Origin of the sequence: Cellulosimicrobium sp. RS, assembly GCF_046159675.1 — a bacterium.
In the GTDB taxonomy this organism is placed as follows: Bacteria; Actinomycetota; Actinomycetes; order Actinomycetales; family Cellulomonadaceae; genus Cellulosimicrobium; species Cellulosimicrobium funkei.
The window spans coordinates 1-19301 of record NZ_JBJXVU010000006.1 but is presented as its reverse complement, the minus strand read 5'-3'; the positions used below and the strand labels follow the sequence as shown (position 1 = coordinate 19301).

General features: G+C 73.7%; 12 protein-coding genes. 11 read left to right on the top strand and 1 reads right to left on the bottom strand.

Features of this window, described 5'->3' with window-relative positions; all coding sequences use genetic code 11:
• Positions 1–25 precede the first annotated feature (25 nt).
• From ACI769_RS10545 to ACI769_RS10505, 9 genes are all read left to right on the top strand, one after another.
• A complete protein-coding gene (locus tag ACI769_RS10545; protein ID WP_021483379.1) occupies positions 26–1027 on the top strand; it encodes a sugar phosphate isomerase/epimerase in 1002 nt (333 codons plus the stop codon).
• Between the two features lie 224 nt (positions 1028–1251).
• Positions 1252–2499 (top strand): Gfo/Idh/MocA family protein, encoded by a 1248-nt coding sequence (locus ACI769_RS10540; protein ID WP_082774696.1) that lies wholly within the window; start codon positions 1252–1254, stop codon positions 2497–2499.
• Positions 2496–4154 (top strand): sugar ABC transporter ATP-binding protein, encoded by a 1659-nt coding sequence (locus tag ACI769_RS10535; protein WP_081600250.1) that lies wholly within the window; start codon positions 2496–2498, stop codon positions 4152–4154. Before ACI769_RS10540 ends, ACI769_RS10535 begins: the two co-directional genes overlap by 4 nt.
• Positions 4151–5197 (top strand): ABC transporter permease, encoded by a 1047-nt coding sequence (locus tag ACI769_RS10530; RefSeq protein ID WP_021483021.1) that lies wholly within the window; start codon positions 4151–4153, stop codon positions 5195–5197. The genes ACI769_RS10535 and ACI769_RS10530 overlap by 4 nt, the downstream gene beginning before the upstream one ends.
• Positions 5194–6276, top strand: a complete 1083-nt coding sequence (locus ACI769_RS10525; protein WP_061268735.1) for an ABC transporter permease — start codon at positions 5194–5196, stop codon at positions 6274–6276. Before ACI769_RS10530 ends, ACI769_RS10525 begins: the two co-directional genes overlap by 4 nt.
• 148 nt (positions 6277–6424) lie before the next feature.
• Positions 6425–7648 (top strand): substrate-binding domain-containing protein, encoded by a 1224-nt coding sequence (locus ACI769_RS10520; RefSeq protein ID WP_409141564.1) that lies wholly within the window; start codon positions 6425–6427, stop codon positions 7646–7648.
• Between the two features lie 185 nt (positions 7649–7833).
• Positions 7834–8778, top strand: coding sequence for a sugar phosphate isomerase/epimerase family protein (locus tag ACI769_RS10515; RefSeq protein WP_369824885.1), 945 nt, complete (start codon positions 7834–7836; stop codon positions 8776–8778).
• A gap of 189 nt (positions 8779–8967) precedes the next feature.
• Positions 8968–14466, top strand: coding sequence for a ThuA domain-containing protein (locus tag ACI769_RS10510; RefSeq protein WP_409141563.1), 5499 nt, complete (start codon positions 8968–8970; stop codon positions 14464–14466).
• 107 nt (positions 14467–14573) lie between these two features.
• Positions 14574–15461, top strand: a complete 888-nt coding sequence (locus tag ACI769_RS10505) for a hypothetical protein (RefSeq protein WP_157446610.1) — start codon at positions 14574–14576, stop codon at positions 15459–15461.
• 112 nt (positions 15462–15573) lie between these two features.
• Here ACI769_RS10505 and ACI769_RS10500 read toward each other — a convergent pair whose 3' ends face one another.
• Entirely contained in the window at positions 15574–16224 is a 651-nt protein-coding gene (locus tag ACI769_RS10500) for an N-acetyltransferase (protein ID WP_085387599.1), read from the bottom strand.
• A gap of 125 nt (positions 16225–16349) precedes the next feature.
• Between ACI769_RS10500 and ACI769_RS10495 the strand changes: the two genes are divergently transcribed.
• Positions 16350–17150, top strand: coding sequence for a LamB/YcsF family protein (locus ACI769_RS10495; protein ID WP_085387600.1), 801 nt, complete (start codon positions 16350–16352; stop codon positions 17148–17150).
• Positions 17147–18832 (top strand): 5-oxoprolinase/urea amidolyase family protein, encoded by a 1686-nt coding sequence (locus ACI769_RS10490; RefSeq protein ID WP_232322527.1) that lies wholly within the window; start codon positions 17147–17149, stop codon positions 18830–18832. Before ACI769_RS10495 ends, ACI769_RS10490 begins: the two co-directional genes overlap by 4 nt.
• Positions 18833–19301: the final 469 nt, after the last annotated feature.

Genomic DNA, 19301 nt, shown 5'->3' with positions numbered 1-19301 from the left:
GAGAACGACCGAAGGAGACACGACCATGGCACGACCGATCACCCTCTTCACCGGGCAGTGGGCCGACCTGCCGTTCGAGGAGGTGGCACGCCTCGCGTCCGGCTGGGGCTACGACGGCCTGGAGATCGCGTGCTGGGGCGACCACCTCGACCCCTGGCGCTGGGACGACGACGAGTACGTCCAGGGCAAGCTCGACCTGCTGGCCAAGTACGACCTCAAGGTCTACGCGATCTCGAACCACCTCAAGGGCCAGGCGGTGTGCGACGACCCGATCGACCAGCGCCACCGCGACATCCTGCCGGACGTCGTGTGGGGCGACGGCGACCCCGAGGGCGTGCGCCAGCGCGCCGCGGAGGAGATGAAGCACACCGCGCGCCTCGCCGCGAAGCTCGGCGTGAAGACCGTCGTGGGCTTCACGGGCTCGGCGATCTGGAAGTACGTCGCGATGTTCCCGCCGGTCTCCCAGGAGGCGATCGACGCCGGGTACCAGGACTTCGCGGACCGCTGGAACCCGATCCTCGACGTGTTCGACGAGGTCGGGGTGCGGTTCGCGCACGAGGTGCACCCGAGCGAGATCGCGTACGACTACTGGACGACGGTCCGCACGCTCGAGGCGATCGGGCACCGCGAGGCGTTCGGCCTCAACTGGGACCCGAGCCACATGGTGTGGCAGGACCTCGACCCGGTGAGCTTCCTGTGGGACTTCAAGGACCGCATCTACCACGTGGACTGCAAGGACACGAAGAAGCGGATGCACAACGGCCGCAACGGCCGCATGGGCTCGCACCTGGCCTGGGCGGACCCGCGCCGCGGCTGGGACTTCATCTCCACGGGCCACGGCGACGTGCCGTGGGAGGACGCGTTCCGCATGCTCAACACGATCGGCTACGAGGGCCCGATCTCGGTCGAGTGGGAGGACGCGGGCATGGACCGTCTCGTCGGCGCGCCCGAGGCCCTGGAGTTCGTCAAGAAGTACGCGTTCGACGCGCCTGACGCGGCCTTCGACGCCGCGTTCTCGACCAAGTAGCACCGCAGTCTCCCCGTCGGCCGGCGTCGCCGGCCGGCGGGTGGGGGCAGTCCGACGCGCCACCGCCCCCGGTCGTCCCGACGGCCGGGGGCGGTGGCGTGCGCGCGTCCGGGCACGACTATGTGAGCCTTCACATTTGTTTTGCGGCCAGGGTTATCTAACCGTGACGGTCAATGTTCGGCTTTTGCTTGACCCTCGACATAAGTGCCCCTACGTTGTCATCCATGCGAGCCGACGACGTCGCGCAGGACGTGCGTACCCCGGTGCTGGAGCCGGGGACGCCCCTCCCGGGAGCGACCACGCCAGGGGCCTCGACCGCCCGAAGCACCTTCCCCGCCAGCAGCCCCGACGAGCTCGGGCTGCCCGCCGCCGGGTATCGCGCCGGGATCCTCGGCACCGGGTTCATGGGCGGGGTCCACGCCCGGGCCGTGCGCACGGGCGGAGGCCGCGTCGTGAGCGTCGCCGCCGCCGACCTCGACATCGCGCGCGCCGCCGCGCCGGGTCTCGGCGCCGAGCGCGCCGTCGCGACGGTCGAGGAGCTGCTCACCGACCCCGAGGTCGACGTGGTGCACGTGTGCACGCCCAACCACCTGCACGTCCCCCTGGCGCGCGCGGCGCTCGCCGCCGGCAAGCACGTGGTGTGCGAGAAGCCGCTCGCGACCGACGTCGCGGGCGCGGTCGAGCTCGCCGGCCTCGCGGCCGCGGCGCGCGAGCGGGACGGTCGCGTCGCCGTCGTGCCGTTCACCTACCGCTTCCACGCCATGGTCCGCGAGGCGCGCGAGCGCGTGCGCCGCGGCGAGGTGGGCACCGTCTCGCTCGTGCACGGCTCGTACCTGCAGGACTGGCTGCTGCGCGACTCCGATGACAACTGGCGCGTCGACCCCGCGCTGGGCGGCGCGAGCCGCGCGTTCGGCGACATCGGCTCCCACTTCTGCGACCTGCTGGAGTTCACGACGGGCCAGCGCATCGTGCGCCTCGTCGCGCAGTCGGCCACGGTGAACCCGCACCGCCGGGGCGCCGACGGCGTCGTGCACGAGGTCGCGACCGAGGACGCCGTGACGCTCCAGTACGCGACGGACGGCGGCGCGCTCGGCTCGGCCGTGATCTCGCAGGTGTCGGCCGGCCGCAAGAACCGGCTCTACCTGGAGATCTCCGGCTCGGAGTCCACCCTCGCGTTCGACCAGGAGCAGCCCGAGACGCTCTGGGAGGGCCGGCGCACGACGTCGCGCCTCCTCGTGCGCGACCCCGAGACGCTCTCCCCGGCGGCGGCCCGGTACTCGCGCCTCCCCGCCGGGCACGCGCAGGGCTACCAGGACTGCTTCGACGCGCTCGTCGCCGACACCGCCGCGGCCATCGGGGGCGCCGTTCCGGACGGCCTGCCCACGTTCGACGACGGCCTGCGCGCCGCGCGGCTCGCCGACGCCGTGGCCACGTCGGTGCGCACGGGCGGCTGGGTCGAGGTCGCGTCGTGACCGCGACGACGACGCGCGAGCCGCGTCCCGCCGCGGGGGAGGGCGACGACCGGCCGCTCCTGCGCCTGCGCGGCATCGGCAAGGAGTTCTTCGGGAACTCCGTGCTGCGCGGGATCGACCTCGACGTGCGGCCCGGCGAGGTCCACGCGCTCGTCGGCGAGAACGGCGCCGGCAAGTCCACGCTCATGAAGATCATCGCCGGCGTGCACCGCCCCGACGCGGGCACGCTCGAGCTCGACGGCGTGACGACGACGTTCGCCTCGCCGCTCGCCGCGCAGCACGCGGGCGTGTCGACGGTGTTCCAGGAGTTCAACCTCCTGCCCGAGCGGTCCGTCGCCGAGAACGTCTACCTCGGCCGCGAGCCGCGCCGCGCGGGCCTCGTCGACCGGCGGCGCATGCACGCGGACACGACCGCCCTGCTCACCGAGCTCGGCCTGACGGGGCTCGCGTCGTGGACGCGCGTCGGCTCGCTGTCCGTGGCGCAGCAGCAGATCGTCGAGATCGTCAAGGCCGTCTCCTACGACGCGCGGATCATCTCCATGGACGAGCCGACGGCGGCGCTCGCCGACCAGGAGGTCGAGCTCCTCTACGAGCTCGTGCACCGGCTCAAGGAGCGCGGCGTCGCGATCCTCTACGTCTCGCACCGCCTCAAGGAGATCTTCGACCTCTGCGACACCATCACGGTGCTCAAGGACGGCAACCACGTGCTGACGACGCCGACGGCGGACATCGACGCGGACCGCCTCGTGCGCACGATGGTCGGTCGCGACTTCGCGGGGTACTTCCCGGACAAGGACCCCGCGATCGTCCCGGGCGAGGTGCGGCTCGCGCTCGAGGGCGTCGGCAACACGCAGGTCGACGACGTGTCGTTCGAGGTCCGCGCGGGCGAGATCGTCGCGCTCGCCGGGCTCCAGGGCTCGGGGCGCACGGAGATCGCGCACGGCGTCTTCGGCATCGCGGGCTTCACGCGCGGCCGCGTCCTCGTCGGCGGGAAGGCGGTCGACGTGCGCTCGCCGCGCCAGGCGGTCCGCGCCGGCCTCGCGCTCGTCACCGAGGACCGCAAGGCCGAAGGGCTCGCGCTGGGCCAGTCGATCCTCGCCAACGCGCGCCTCGTGCTCGACGCCGTCGTGCCCGGCCAGGCCGACCGGCGCGCGAAGCGCATCCCGGGCATCCTGTCCTCGCTCGAGCTCGTCGCGAGCTCGCAGGAGGCCGAGGTCCAGTACCTGTCGGGCGGCAACCAGCAGAAGGTCGTCCTCGCGAAGTGGCTCGTCACGGACCCGCAGGTCATCGTGCTCGACGAGCCGACGCGCGGCATCGACGTGGGCGCCAAGCGCGCGGTCTACGACCTCATGCGCGAGCTCACCGCGAACGGCGTCGCCGTCCTGTTCATCTCGTCCGAGCTCCCCGAGGTGGTCGCCATGGCCGACCGCGTGCTCGTCATGCGGGACGGCCGCCTCGCGGGCGAGCTCCCCGCGGGCAGCGACGAGGAGACCGTCATGGCGCTCGCCACGGGCGCGGGCGAGGACACCTCCGGCGAGCACGTCCAGGTCGACCTCGGCGCCCTCGCCGACGCCGACGACCTCCCGGGCGCCGACCCCGGCACCACGCCCCGCAGCGCCCCGCACGCCCCCGACGGCCCGAAGGAGCACCGATGAGCACCGCGGTCGCGACCGCCGCCCCCACCGCGAGCCGCGCCCCCGCGCGCCGCCGCCGGCTGGGCTCGACGGAGATCGTCTACCTCGCCCTCGTCGGGATCCTCGTGATCGCCGGCGTCCTCGTGGCCGTGGGCGGCGGCAACCTGTTCAGCACGGCGAACACGGCGTACATGCTCACGCAGACGAGCCTCCTCGGCTTCGTCGCGATCGGGCAGACGTTCGCCGTCCTGTGCAAGTCGCTCGACCTGTCCGTCGGCTACGTGGTCGCGCTCAGCTCGATCGTCGGCGCGACGACCATGGCGGGCGACCCGTCACGCGTCTGGCTCGGCGTCCTCGCGGCGGTGGGCGTCGCGGCGGTCGTCGGCCTCGTCAACGGGCTCGTCATCGCGAAGCTGCGCGTCAACGCGTTCATCGCGACGCTCGGCGTCGGGCTCATCATCAAGGGCTACCTCGACACGCAGTTCAAGGGCCCGGCGGGGGAGGTGCCCGCCTCGTTCCAGATGTTCGGGTACACGCGCGTCGGCCCGGTGCCGGTCTCGACGGTCGTCATGCTGCTCGTCGCGGCCGTGGGCGTCGTGCTCCTGACGCGCACCCGCCCCGGGTACCACATGTTCGCCGTCGGGGGGAACACCGACGTCGCGCGGCTCTCGGGCATCCGGACGGACCGGACGCTGGTCCTCGCGCACGTGCTGTGCTCGGTCTGCGCGGGCGTCGCCGGTCTGCTCATCGCCGCGCGCTTCGGCACCGGCAACGCGCTCGTCTACTCCTACGGTCTCGACCTCGACTCGATCGCCGCCGTCGTGCTCGGCGGGACGCTCCTCATGGGCGGGCGCGGCTCGGTCGTCGGGACGGTGGGCGGCGTGCTGATCCTCGCCGTGCTCGACACGGTGTTCAACGTGCTCGACGTCGACCCGTTCTTCAAGGACGTGCTGCGCGGCGTCATCATCATCGCCGCCGTCGCCCTGTACGCCCGGCGCCAGATCGACCCGGCGAGCAGCCGGGCCCGCTTCCGCCCGACCCGCACCGGAGGTGCGTCCGCATGACCACCGACACCACGCGCCGGACCATCCCGGCGCGCGCGCCGCGGGCCGGCTGGCTCGAGCGCCTCACCGCGGGCGGCAGCTGGACCGTGTTCGCGCTGCTCGTGCTCGTCTTCGCGGTCATCCTCGTGATGAACCCGTCGTTCGGCGAGCCGATGTCGCTCATGGCGTTCGTCAAGAAGGCCGCACCGCTGGTCATCCTCGCGATCGGGCAGTACTTCGTCATCGTCTCGGGCGAGTTCGACCTGTCGGTCGGCTCGCTCGTGGGCGCCCAGGTCGTCATCGCCGCGAAGCTCATGGACGGCGAGGACTCGATGACCTGGCCCGTCATGGCCCTCATGATCGTCTTCGGCCTCGCGGTCGGGCTCGTCAACGGCCTCGTGACCACGCTGCTCAAGGTGCCGTCGTTCATCACGACGCTCGGCATGATGCTCGTGCTCTACGGCGCGATCCGGCTCTGGACGGGCGGCGCCCCCACGGGCGCCCTCACCGACGGGTTCCGGCAGTGGGGACGCGGGGGCATCCCCGACAACCCGGGCCAGTTCCAGGTGCCGTACGCGCTGCTCGTCGTCGTCGTGCTCGGCGTGGCCGCGGCCCTGCTCATGCGCCGCCCCTTCGGCCGCACGCTCGTCGCCACGGGCGACAACGACGTCGCGGCGGGCTACGCGGGCGGCTCGGTGTGGTGGGTGCGCACGCGCGCCTTCCTCCTGTCGGGCTTCCTGGCGACCGTCGCGGCGATCCTCATCGGCGGGTACGCCGGCGTCACCGCCCAGGTCGGACAGGGCCTGGAGTTCATGGCGATCACCGCCGTCGTGCTCGGGGGCGTCGTCCTCGGCGGCGGGCGGGGGACCGTGATCGCCGCGATGGCGGGCGCGCTCACGCTCGAGGCGCTGTTCACCCTGTTCAACCAGCTGAGCCTGCCGTCGACGATCCGCCCCGCCGTGCAGGGCGTGATCATCATCGCGGCCGTCGCCTACGCCGCGCTGCCGCGCCGGTCGCGGCGCCGCGCGTCCACCCCCGACGCCCCGCCGGCGGCGGGCCCGACCCCCGCACCGAAGGAGCCCGCCCCCGCGAACGCCTGAGCCCCGCGCGCCCGGCGACGACGCCCGCGCCCCTCCCCGCGCACGACCCCTGCCGGACCCCCGCGCACGGCCGTGCGGCAGCACCCGAGCTGTACCCCCTTCCCCGCACGTTGCGGGACGACGACGTCTCACCAAGGAGAAGAAGGACATGCGACGTACACGAGCACTCCTGGCCGGCACGGCGGTGGCCACGCTGTTCCTCGCGGCCGCCTGCACGACCGACACCCCCACCGACACGGGCGGGGAGACCTCGGCCGAGGAGAGCCCCGCGGGCGAGGAGTCCGGCGGCGCCGACTCCGAGTGGTTCGTCCAGGCGGACTACGACCGCCAGCTCGCCCAGCGCGAGGTCGTGCCCGAGGGCCCGGCCGACCAGCCGTGGCTCCAGGCCATCGAGCCCGAGTACGTGGACACGGCCGAGTTCGCGAGCGCCGAGGGCGGCAACACGCTGTGCTTCTCGAACGCGTCGGTGTCCAACCCGTGGCGCGTCACCGGGTTCATCACCATGCAGCAGCAGGTCGACGTCCTCACCGAGGCGGGCGTGATCGGCGAGTTCCGCGTCTCCGACGCCGCCGACGACGACAACAAGCAGATCTCCGACATCCAGGCGTTCGTCGCGGCCGGCGACTGCGACGCGATCGTCATCTCGCCGTCGACCACCGCGACCCTCACGCCCGCCGTCGAGGCGGCGTGCGAGTCGGGCAAGCCCGTCATCGTGTTCGACCGCGGCGTCAACACCGACTGCATGGTGACGTTCATCCACCCGATCGGCGGCTACGCGTACGGCGCCGACGGCGCCGAGTTCCTCGTCGAGAACCTCGAGCCCGGCTCGACGGTCCTCGCGCTGCGCATCCTGCCCGGCGTCGACGTGCTCGAGAACCGCTGGGCCGCGGCCGACAAGATCTTCTCCGAGTCGGAGCTCGAGGTCGTGGGCGCCGAGTTCACCGGCGGCGACGGCGCGAAGATCAAGGACATCGTCACCCAGTACCTCCAGCGCGGGGACGTGGACGGCATCTGGATGGACGCCGGCGACGGCGCCGTCGCGGCCGTCGAGGCGTTCGAGGACGCGGGCAAGCCGTACCCGGTCTTCATGGGCGAGGACGAGATGAGCTTCCTGCGCAAGTGGAAGGACACGGACATGACCGCCATCGGCGCCGTGTACTCCAACTTCCAGTGGCGCACGCCGATCCTCGCGGCGCAGATGATCTGGGCCGGCGAGCAGGTGCCGTCCGAGTGGGTCCTGCCGCAGTCGCCGGTCGTCGCCGAGGACCTCGACGCCTACCTCGAGGCGAACAAGGACATGCCGTCCCTGCACTACGCGAAGTTCGGCGGCGAGGACCTGCCCGGGTTCCCGGAGGCCTGGACCGACCGCTGACGCCAGCACCACCCCGGTCCGGCCGCGCGGCCGGACCACCTGGGGCCGCCCGGTCGCCGTCCGACCGGCCGGGCGCCCCGCCCGCCCGCCCGACGGCGCGGCGTACCTCCCGCACGGGGGCGCGCCGCGGCGTCGGGCACGCGGGCGGGACGGCCGAGTGCTCGGACCCGACGAGAGAGAGCGACGTGGCTCTTCCCGGCCCGACCCCCGCGCACCGCGCGACCGACCTGCTCGCGCCCGACGGCGCGCCCGTCCCGGTGCGCCGGCGCGCGCTCGGCGTCAACACGTGGGTGTGGACGTCGCCCCTGACCGACGACGCGCTGCGCGGCATCGCCCCGCGCGTCGCGGGGTGGGGCTTCGACGTGCTCGAGCTGCCCGTCGAGAACCCGGGGGACTGGGACCCGGCGACGGCGGCCGCCGTGCTCGCCGACCACGGCCTCGCCGCGAGCGTCTCGCTCGTCATGGGCGAGGGACGCGAGCTCGTCGCCACGGACGCCGCGACGGTGCGCGCCACGCAGGACTACCTGCGCCACGTCGTCGACGTCGCGCGGACCGTCGGCGCCCCGGTGATCGGCGGCCCGGCGTACGCGTCGGTCGGGCGCACGTGGCGGCTCGGCCCGGCCGAGCGCGAGGCCACCTACGAGGAGCTCGCCGAGCACCTCGCCCCGGTCGTCGAGCACGCCGTGGCGGCGGGCGTCGTCGTCGGGCTCGAGCCGCTCAACCGCTACGAGACGAGCCTCGTCAACACCGTCGACCAGGGGCTGGAGGTCGTGCGGCGCCTGCCCGCGGCCGGAATCGGCCTCATGCTCGACGTCTACCACATGAACATCGAGGAGACGGACCTGCCCGCCGCGGTGGCGCGCGCGGGCGAGCGCATCGCGCACGTCCAGGTGTGCGGCAACGACCGCGGCGCACCCGGCACCGACCACCTCGACTGGCGCGGCCTGCTCGCCGCGCTCGACGCGACCGGCTACGACGGACCGCTCGTCATCGAGTCCTTCACCGCCGAGAACGCGACGATCGCCACGGCCGCCTCGATCTGGCGCCCGCTGGCGCCGACCCAGGACGCCATCGCCGTCGATGGCCTCGCCTACCTGAAGGGACTGATGCCCGAGCCGGAGAGCACGTAGCCGTAGTCGCAGACGACCGCCGGCGCCGGCACGCCGCGGGATGACGACCACCCTGCCCGGACGACGACGTCCGGGCCCGCACGTCATGCCCCTGGAGGCACCACGATGACTGCACGACGCCCACGCAGGGCGAGATCGGTCGCCGCACTGACCGTCGGGGCGCTCGCGTTCACGCTTGCGCCCGTCACGATGGCCGCTGCCGCGGACGACCCCGTCCCTGCGGACGAAGAGCACAAGGTGCTCATCTTCACCAAGACGACCCAGTTCCGGCACACCGAGGCGATCACGCAGGGCACGCCCGTGCTCGAGGCCGCGTTCGCCGAGGTCGGCATCGAGTCCGACCACACCGAGGACTCCTCGGTGTTCACCGACGACAACCTCGCGCAGTACGACGCCCTCGTCATGTTCCAGACGTCGGGCGACCCGTGGAACGCGGACGAGAAGGCGGCGCTCGAGCGCTACCAGCAGGCGGGCGGCGGCATCGTCGCCATCCACAACGCGACCGACATGCGCGGCAGCTACCAGTGGTGGGACGACATGATCGGCGCGCTGATGCCCGGTCACGCCGCCACGGGCAGCAGCCCCGGCCTGCCCGGCACGGTCCGCGTCGAGGACCGCACGCACCCGTCGACCGAGCACCTGTCCCAGCGCTGGACGCGCGCGGACGAGTGGTACAACTTCTCGGCCAACGTCCGCGGCAGCGCGCACGTCCTCGCCACGATGGACGAGACGACGTACGACGCCGGCGGCAACAAGATGGGCTACGACCACCCGATCTCCTGGTGCAAGCCGTACGACGGCGGTCGTGCCTGGATGACGGGCATGGGCCACTTCGGGGCGCACTACACGCAGGAGCCCGACTTCGTGCAGCACGTCGTCGGCGGCGTGCAGTGGGCCGCGGGCCTCGTCGAGGGCGACTGCGGCGGCACCGACTGGGGCTCGTTCGAGAAGGTCGCGCTCGACTCCAACACGAGCGCCCCCTTCGGCATGGACGTCGCGCCCGACGGCCGCGTGTTCTACACCGAGCTCGTGCGCGGCCAGGTCCGCGTCTACGACCCGCGGACGCAGAACACGACGACGGCGCTCACGCTCCCCGTGTACTCGGGCGGCGAGGACGGCCTGCTCGGCATCGCGCTCGACAAGGACTTCGCGGAGAACGGGTACCTGTACCAGTACTACTCGCCCGCGAGCTCGAACGACTCCGACCCGGCGAACTTCTTCAACCGCGTCTCGCGGTTCACGGTGTCGTCGGACGGCCCGGGCGCGACCGTGATCGACCCCGCGTCGGAGAAGGTCCTGATGGAGATCCCGGCCGGGCGCCTGCCCGACGAGCCGGGCCACACGGGCGGCGGCCTGCTCGTCGACCACGAGACCGGTGACCTGTACATCGGCGTGGGCGACGACGTGAACCCGCACTCCGAGCCGTCGGGCGGCTACGCGCCGATCTCCGAGCGCGACGGCACGTTCCACGACGCGCGTGCGACGTCGGCGAACACGAACGACCTGCGCGGCAAGGTGCTGCGGGTCCACCCCGAGGACGACGGCACGTACTCGATCCCCGAGGGCAACCTCTTCGCGCCGGGCACCGAGAAGACGCTGCCCGAGATCTACGCGATGGGCTTCCGCAACCCGTTCCGGTTCACCATCGACCCGAAGACGGGCAACCTCGGCGTCGCCGACTACTCGCCCGACAACGGGTCGGACAACCCGGCGAACCGCGGCCCGGCCGGCATCGCCGAGTGGAACCTCATCAAGGAGCCCGGCTTCTTCGGCTGGCCCCTGTGCATGGGGAACAACGAGCCGTTCCGCGACGTCGACTACCGCACGAGCCCGGTCACGGTCGGTGACTTCTTCGACTGCGACGCCCCGGTCAACGACTCGGTGAAGAACACCGGCCTCACCGAGCTCCCCGCCGCGCAGCCGGCGGACCTCTGGTACGGCTACCAGCGCTCGTCGGTGCCCGGCGTCATCAACGCCGGCGGCGGCCTCGCGCCCATGGGCGGCCCGTTCTACGAGTACGACCCGGAGCTCGACTCCGACACGAAGTTCCCGTCGTCCTACGACGGCAAGGCCTTCTTCTACGAGTGGGCCCGGAACAAGATGTACACGATCGACCTCAAGGACCCCGAGGCCGCTCCCGGCGTGACCGACGTCGAGAAGGTCAACCCGTTCCTCCCGCAGGAGCAGTTCCTGGCGCCGATCGACTCGAAGTTCGGGCCCGACGGCGCGATGTACGTGCTCGACTGGGGCGGCGGCTTCGGCCGCGACAACCCCAACTCGGGCCTGCACCGCATCGACTACCTGTCGGGCTCGCGCTCGCCGGTGTCGAAGCCGGTCGCGACGCCGGACTCCGGCATCGCGCCGCTCGAGGTGTCGTTCGACGGGACCGGGAGCACCGACCCCGAGGGCGAGGCGCTCACGTACGCGTGGGACTTCGACGGTGACGGCACGACGGACTCGACGTCCGCCGCCCCGAGCCACACCTACACGGAGAACGGCGTCTACGACGCCCGCCTCACGGTGACCGACCCGGCCGGGAAGGTGGGCACGGCGACCGTGCCGATCACGGTCGGCAACACGCGGCCCGAGGTCGACTTCGGCCTGCCGCCCACCGGCTCGTTCTTCACCTTCGGTGACGACATCACGTGGGACGTGGCCGTGACGGACGCCGAGGACTCGCCGGACGGCGAGACCATCGACGACGAGCAGGTCATCATCCAGCCCGCGCTCGGCCACGACGCGCACGCGCACCCCTCCGAGCCGCTGCACGGCCGGACGGGCACGGTCGCGACGAGCCTCGGCGGCGGCCACGGCGAGGACATGAACGTCTTCTACGTGATCGACGCGCGCTACACCGACCGCGGCGGCGTAGACGACGTCCCGGCCCTCACCGGCTCGGACACCACGCTCATCTTCCCGAAGAAGCGCGAGGCGGAGTTCCACGCCGACTCCGACGGCACCACGACGATCCCGAGCCGGGACGTCGAGGGCGGCGGCTCGGTCATCACCGGGTCGAACGGGGCCTGGGCGTCGTACGACCCGGTGAGCCTGTACGGCGTGCAGGCGCTCACGCTGCGCGTCGCCGCGGCGGCCGAGGGCACGATCGAGCTGCGGCGCGACGCCGCGGACGGCGAGCTCCTCGGTACGGCCCAGATCCCGCAGACGGGTCTCGGCACGTTCACCGACGTGACCGTGGACGTCACCGACCCCCGGGAGCCGTTCACGCTCTACGTCGTGTTCCCCGGCGCGGGCGAGCGTCGCCTGAACTTCGTCGAGGCCGACGGCAAGGGCGTCTCCGCCACCACGCGGCCGAAGGTGCGCATCACCGCGCCCGAGGCGGGCGTGCGCCTGGAGCAGGGCGAGATCACGGTCACGGCCGAGGCCGACGACACGGAGAACACGGTCACCGAGGTCGAGTTCTTCGTCGACGGCGAGTCGATCGGGACCGACACCGAGGCGCCGTACGAGGCCACGTGGGAGGTGACGGCGGACAACAACTACGAGCTGACCGCGGTCGCGACCAACGACAAGGGCCTCTACACGCGGTCCCGCGTCGTCGTGGCGCAGGTCGGCGACCTCTTCGGGGGCATGAAGACCTTCACCAACGCGAACGGGACGTTCGAGCAGCTCGCCGAGGGCAAGTACCTCATCACGTCGGGCGGCGCGAACATGTGGCAGGGCACCAACGAGTACTCGACCATCTACCGCGAGCAGGGCGCCGACGAGAACTGGTCGGCGACGGTGAAGATCACCAGCCAGGGCAACTCGAACGGTTCCGCCAAGGCCGGGATCATCGTCCGCAACGACGTGACGCAGACGGCGAACTCGCCGGGCTACGCCGCCCTGGGCATGCGCCCGAGCGGCGGCTTCGAGTGGCTCCGCGGCAACGCGGCCGGTCAGCTCGTCACGTCGTCCGCCGCGAGCTCGACGAGCTACCCCGCGTGGGTGCGGATCGTGCGCGACGGCGACCTGTACACGGCCTCCTGGAGCAAGGACGGCGAGAACTTCACGCAGATCGGGGAGCCCCAGGCCCTCCCGGGTGCGGCGTCCGTGCAGGACGTGGGGCTCTTCGTCACCGCGCACAGCACCTCGGCCACGAGCGCCGTCGAGTTCCAGGACTTCGCGTTCGACGACGACCCGCAGACCGGGGGACCCGGTGAGGAGACCCCGCCGCAGTGCCTCGCGGACTCGTCCGACGAGTTCGACGGCGACACCCTCGACCCGCGGTGGACGGTCGTCCGCCAGGCCGACGGCAAGCCGATCACCGTCGCCGACGGCCACGCCGTCCTGCCGGTCGTGCAGGGCGACATCAACGAGGCGCAGACCGGGCCGATCAGCTACCTCGGTCAGCCCGCACCCGCCGGCGCGTGGACGCTCGAGACGAAGCTCGACGTCCCGCTCGCCCGGCACTGGCAGCACGCCGGCCTCCTGGTCCACGTGACCGACGACGAGTACACCAAGCTCGCGTTCACGAAGAACCAGAACGGCAACCGGTTCCTCGAGTTCCAGACCGAGACCGGCGGCGCCCGCACGTGGCACGGCCAGACGAACGTCGCCGGGGACTTCCCGACGGCGATCCACCTGCGCCTCGTCTCGGACGGCTCCGCCATCACGGCCGCGTACTCGGCGGACGGCCAGACGTGGACGGCGCTCGCGGGCTCGGCGCCCGTGAAGCCGGGCGCGACGTTCGGCGTGATGGCCGGCGGCGACACGGCGGCCGCCGACTCGGTCGCCAGGGTCGACCACGTGCGCGTCACGGGCGACGGGTCGGACGACGGCGAGCGCGAGCCGAGCGACGAGTTCGAGGGCGACGCCCTCGACGGCTGCCGCTGGGACGCGGTCGTGCGCTACGACGGGTCGAAGGTCGCCGTCGCCGACGGCGAGCTGCGCATCACGACCCAGCCGGGCGACATCAACGCCGGCAACAACGACGACCCGCGCAACTTCGTCCTCCAGACGGCACCGGAGGGCGACTGGGTCGTCGAGACGCGGTTCAAGGCGCCGCTCGTGCACCGGTGGCAGCTCGCGGGCCTCATCGCGTACGGCGACGACGACAACTACGTCAAGGCCGACGTGCTCGCGAAGAACGCCCCGGGCGCGGCGCTGAACCTCGGCGGCGAGCTCGTCTCGGAGAAGGGCGGCCAGTTCGGCAACGGCGGCAACCGTCAGCTCGAGCTCGCCGACTCGACCGAGTCGGGCTACTGGTACCTGCGGCTCGAGAAGGTGGGCAGCACGTACCAGGGCTGGGTCAGCGACGGCGGGGTGACCTGGACGCCGCTGGGCGACCCGGTCACCAACGACGCGGCGCTGACGAAGGTCGGCCTCATGGCGATCGGCCCGGAGCAGGAGACGCCGGTCACGGTGGCGTTCGACTGGTTCCGTCTCACGACGGACTCCGAGCCCGAGCCCACGGTCGACGTCGAGGTCACCGCCTCGGCCCGTTGCCTCGCGGGCAAGGCGTACCTCGCCCTGCGCGCGACGAACGCCGACGAGGCGCCCGTCGCGGTCACCCTCACCACGCCGTTCGGCTCCAAGGAGTTCGGCGCGGTCGAGGTGGGTGCCAACGCCTACCAGTCGTTCGCGTCGCGCGCGACGGCGTTCGAGGCGGGCACGGCGACGGTCACGGCGACGCTCGGCGACGTCACGACCGAGATCGAGGTGCCGTACGACGCCGTGAGCTGCGGCTGACGGCGGGCCGGTGACGGGACCCGCCCCCGTCACCGGCCGCCTCGCCGGCCCGGCTCACGGGCCGGGCCGGCGGATCCGGCGGGACGACCACAGGACAGGAGCGACAGGTGGCACAGCGCACCTCGGCACGGACGGCGACGACCCGGACCCCGGCGGGAGGAGCCCGGGCGGGCTCCGGCCGCACCGGCGGCCCGACGACGCCCGCACGCTCCCGCCCTGCCGACCGGGGCGGTGCCGGCCGCCCCGAACCCCGGCCACCGGCGCGCGTCCGCGCGCGCCGGTGGTTCGTGGGCCTCGACCCGTGGCGCCGCGTCCTGCTCGTCGTCGGCGCGCTCGCGCTCGTGGCCGTCGTGGTCGCGGCGGTCGTCGCGCTCACGCGCGGCGGCGCGGCACCTGACGAGGAGGGCTTCGCCGTCGACCCGGCGCGCGTCGCGGAGCTGGAAGCGGCCGAGGAGGTGCGCGACGCCGAGAACCTCGTCGCCTCGATCGACCACGCCCGGTACCTCCAGACCGAGCTCGTCCCCGTGCTGCACGGCCTCCACGCGGTGCTCCCCGTCGACGGGTCGAGCGCCGTCCCCGCGGACCCCGCGGACGTCACCGCCTGGCGCGCGACCGTCGACGGCCTCGTCGCCGAGACGGAGTCGCTCGCGAGCGGCTCCTCCGAGCACAACATCGTCCGCAACGGCATGCTCACGTCGCTCGAGCTCGTCGGGGACGCGCTCGACGCCGTCGGGCTCGCCGCGAGCGCCGACCCCGCCGCGGCCCCCGACCTGTACGCCCTCGCGGGCGACCTGCGCACGCGTGCCGTCGAGACGTGGGGGCTCGCCGCCGTCCAGCTCGACCTGCGCTCGACCGCCGGCGGCCAGGGCCACGTCCACGTCTTCCTGCCCGTCCACCCCGACGACTCGCTCGACGGCGGCCTCGGCCTCGGCCACACGGGCGGTGACGAGGGCGGCCACGAGGGCGCCGACGGCGAGGACGCGCACGACCACTGAGCCGACCGACCACCGTCCATCGGACGACCGCGGCCCGCACGGGCCGCCCACCGACCTCCCGGTCGGGCGCCCTCCGGGGTGCAGGCCGAGCCCGACCGGGAACTCCCGTCCGTCAGCGGCGGGGCAGGGCCATGACGACGTCCGCATGGGTCTCCCCGCCGACGACGTACGTCCGGCTCCCGACCACGGCGAACCCGTGCTTGCGGTAGAAGGCCTGGGCGCGCGCGTTGTGCCCGTTCGTGCCGAGCCAGAGGGGGAGCCCGGGTCCGAGCAGCGCCGCGGCCCCCGTCGTCGCGGTCATGAGCACGCTCGCGACGCCCGTGCCCTGCGCGGCGGGGTGCACGTAGATCTTCGACAGCTCCACCGCCTCGCCCGGCCCGACGGCGGCCGCCACGTCCGGGTCGTCGGGGACACCCCGTGCCAGCAGCGCGTACCCGAGCGGGCCGGTCGCGGGCTCGGGCGACCCGGCGTCGCTCGCAGTGCCCGCCGTGGCGGTCGAGGTGCCGGTCGAGGTGCCGGTCGAGGTCCCTGGCGACGTCGCCGCCGTCTCGACGAGCAGCAGCGCGTGCGCGGCGCTCGCGGCCCACGCGCGGAACCGGTCGGGCGAGAGCTGCGTCGCGACGTGCTCGGCGATCGCGTCGGGCGACGTGCCGGGCGGGCACGCGAGCGGGAACGTGAGCGCGGCCAGGTCCGCGAGCGCGGCGGCGTCGGCCGTCGTCGCGCGGCGCACGGCCGTCGTGGCGGTGGTGGTGTCGTCCGGCATGCCAGGAAATCTACGCCCGCGGTCTCCGCCCACGGCACGGTGGGCACCGCGGTGGCGCAGCGGTGGCGCACCGGTGGGGTCCGCGGCGGAGCCCGCCGAGCGCGCGTCCCGGGCATGATGGACGCGTGACGCGCATCGACCTCAACGCCGACCTCGGCGAGGGCTTCGGCCGCTGGACCCTTGGCGACGACCAGGCCCTGCTCGGCCTCGTGACCAGCGCGAACGTCGCGTGCGGGTTCCACGCGGGCGACGCGACGACCATGCGGACCGTGACGCGGGACGCCGCCGCGCGCGGGGTGCGGGTGGGCGCGCACGTGAGCTACCGGGACCGGGCGGGCTTCGGGCGGCGGTTCATGGACGTGGACCCCGGCGAGCTCGCCGACGAGGTGCTCTACCAGCTCGCCGCTCTCGACGGGTTCGCCCGGCTCGCGGGGGACCGCGTGCGGTACGTCAAGCCGCACGGCGCGCTCTACAACGCGATCGTCCACCACGAGGCGCAGGCCCGGGCCGTCGTCGACGCGGTGCACGCCTACGACCCCACGCTGCCCGTCGTGGGGCTGCCCGGCTCGGCCGTGCTGCGGCTCGCGGACGCGGCGGGCCAGCCCACCGTCCGTGAGGCCTTCGCCGACCGCGGCTACCTCCCGTCGGGCGAGCTCGTCCCGCGCGGGGAGCCGGGCGCCGTCGTGCACGACGGCGACGAGGTCGCCCGGCGCGTCGTCCGGCTCGTGACGACCGGCACGGTCGAGGCCGCGGACGGCACGTCGCTGCGCGTCGAGGCGGACTCGGTGTGCGTCCACTCGGACACCCCCGGGGCAGTCGGGCTGCTCGGGGCGCTGCGGACCGCGCTCCAGGAGGCCGGGGTCGTCGTGCGGCCCTTCGTCGACGCCCCGCACGGCGGGTCGGCGGGCGCGGACGCCGTGCCGTGACGACCGGAGGGTCGCCCGCTCCCGGGTCACCGGTCCGCGACGCGGCCGACGGCCCCGACGGCGAGGTGACGGTGCACGCGTTCGGCGAGGCCGCGCTGCTCGTCGACCTGCCGGACCTCGCCGCCGTGCGCGCGCTGCACCGGGCCCTGGGCGACGCGCCGCCCGGCGTGGTCGACGTCGTCCCGGCCGCCCGCACGGTGCTCGTGCGCTGCGCGGCGCCTTCGGACGTCCCCGCCGCCCGGGCGTGGCTGCGCGCGGCGGTGCGGCGCGCGTCGACGACCGGCCCCACCACCCACGTCGGGGAGCTCGTCAAGATCCCCGTGCGCTACGACGGCCCCGACCTGGACGACGTCGCCCGCTGGGCGGGCCTGAGCGTCGAGGAGGTCGTCGCGCGGCACCACGGCCGCGAGTACGAGGCCGCGTTCGGCGGGTTCGCGCCGGGCTTCACGTACCTCTCCGGGGTCGATCCCGCGATCGCCGCCCCGCGCCTGGCCACCCCGCGCACCCGCGTCCCCGCCGGCTCCGTGGCGCTCGCGGGCGGGCTCACCGCCGTCTACCCGGGGGAGTCCCCGGGCGGGTGGCGCCTCCTCGGCCGCACGGACGTGCAGATGTTCGACGTCGACCGGGACCCGCCCGCGCTCGTCGCGCCCGGCGCGCGCGTGCGGTTCGTGCCGGTCCGCGCGGCCGTGGCCGGGGGCGTCGGCGCGCTCGTGCCGACGCGAGCGGAGCGGCAGGACGGGAGCGCGGGGACGCCGCGCGTGCAGCCTGCGCAGGTCACCACCCCCTCGCCGCCGGCCCCGCGCGCCCTGGAGGTGCTCGCGACGGGTCCCCTCGCGCTCGTCGAGGACGCGGGGCGTCCGGGGCTCGCCGCCGTCGGGGTCGGGCCGTCGGGAGCGGCCGACCGCGCGTCGTACGCGCTCGCGAACCGGCTCGTGGGCAACCCGGACGGTGCCGCGGCGATCGAGGTCACCCTCGGTGGTCTCGCCGTGCGGTTCGCCGGCGGGGCGGTCGTCGCGCTGGCGGGGGCGGCGGTCCCCGCGAGCGTGGACGGGAGCCCGGTCGGCATGCACGCGGCCCTCCGGGTGCCCGACGGCGGGACCCTCCGCCTCGGCCTGGCGGCGCACGGTCTGCGCACCTACCTCGGGGTGCGTGGCGGGCTCCGGCCGCCCGCCGTCCTCGGGTCGCGCGCGCGGGACGTGCTCGCCGGGCTCGGCCCAGGACCCCTGCAGCCGGGCGATGTCGTCGCGGTGGGGGCCGCGCCGTCGGGCACGTGGCCGTGGCCCGACGTCGCACCGGTGCGGTTCCCGCCCGGCGAGCCGCGTCCGGGCGAGCGGGCGGGCGCGGTGCTCGAGGTGCTGCCCGGGCCGCGGTCCGACTGGTTCCTCCCCGGTGCGGGGCACGCGCTGCGCGCGCTGCGGACCGTGTCGCCGGACAGCGACCGCGTCGCCCTGCGGCTCGACGGCCAGGCGGTGCCCCGCAGGCCGGGGGAGCTGGCGTCCGAGGGGCTCGTCCGCGGCGCGGTCCAGGTCCCGCCCGACGGGCGTCCCGTCGTCTTCCTCGCGGACCGCCCGGTCACCGGGGGATACCCCGTCATCGGGGTGCTCCGCGAGCGGGACGTCGACCGCGCGGCCCAGCTCCGACCGGGGGACCGCGTGATCCTGCGGCTCGCGACGACGGTCTGAGCGCGGCGCCGGGGGTGCGTGGGAGGGCGGGGCGGACGGCCGCACGTCGTGCCGTGCGGCGAGCGGCAGCGTCCCTGTGGGCCGGGTCACCGGGGAGCGGCTTGACCATGCCGCGCGGGGCCGCGTAATGTTCTGGATGTCGGCCCGACAGGGAGGAACAGACACCGCCTCGAACGATCGAGGGTGGCTGGTCCCGGGGTCGAAACCCTTCCACCGCATGGCGTAGAGTGTTCTCTGCCCGCGACGAGGAAGACCACGGCGACTGGATCACGGCGAACAGCCGGGGTTGAGGAGCCGGGGAGGACCTGGTAAGGTTGAAGGGTTGCCCCAAGCGAGGTTCCACCCGGTCGGGTGGTGCTGAGTTGGTGTGTGTCGGTTGTTTGAGAACTCAACAGTGTGCTTGTTAGTCAATGCCAAATTTTTGTCCCTGTGGCATGGCTGGCCTGGTTGCCCGTCCGGGTGGTTGGGT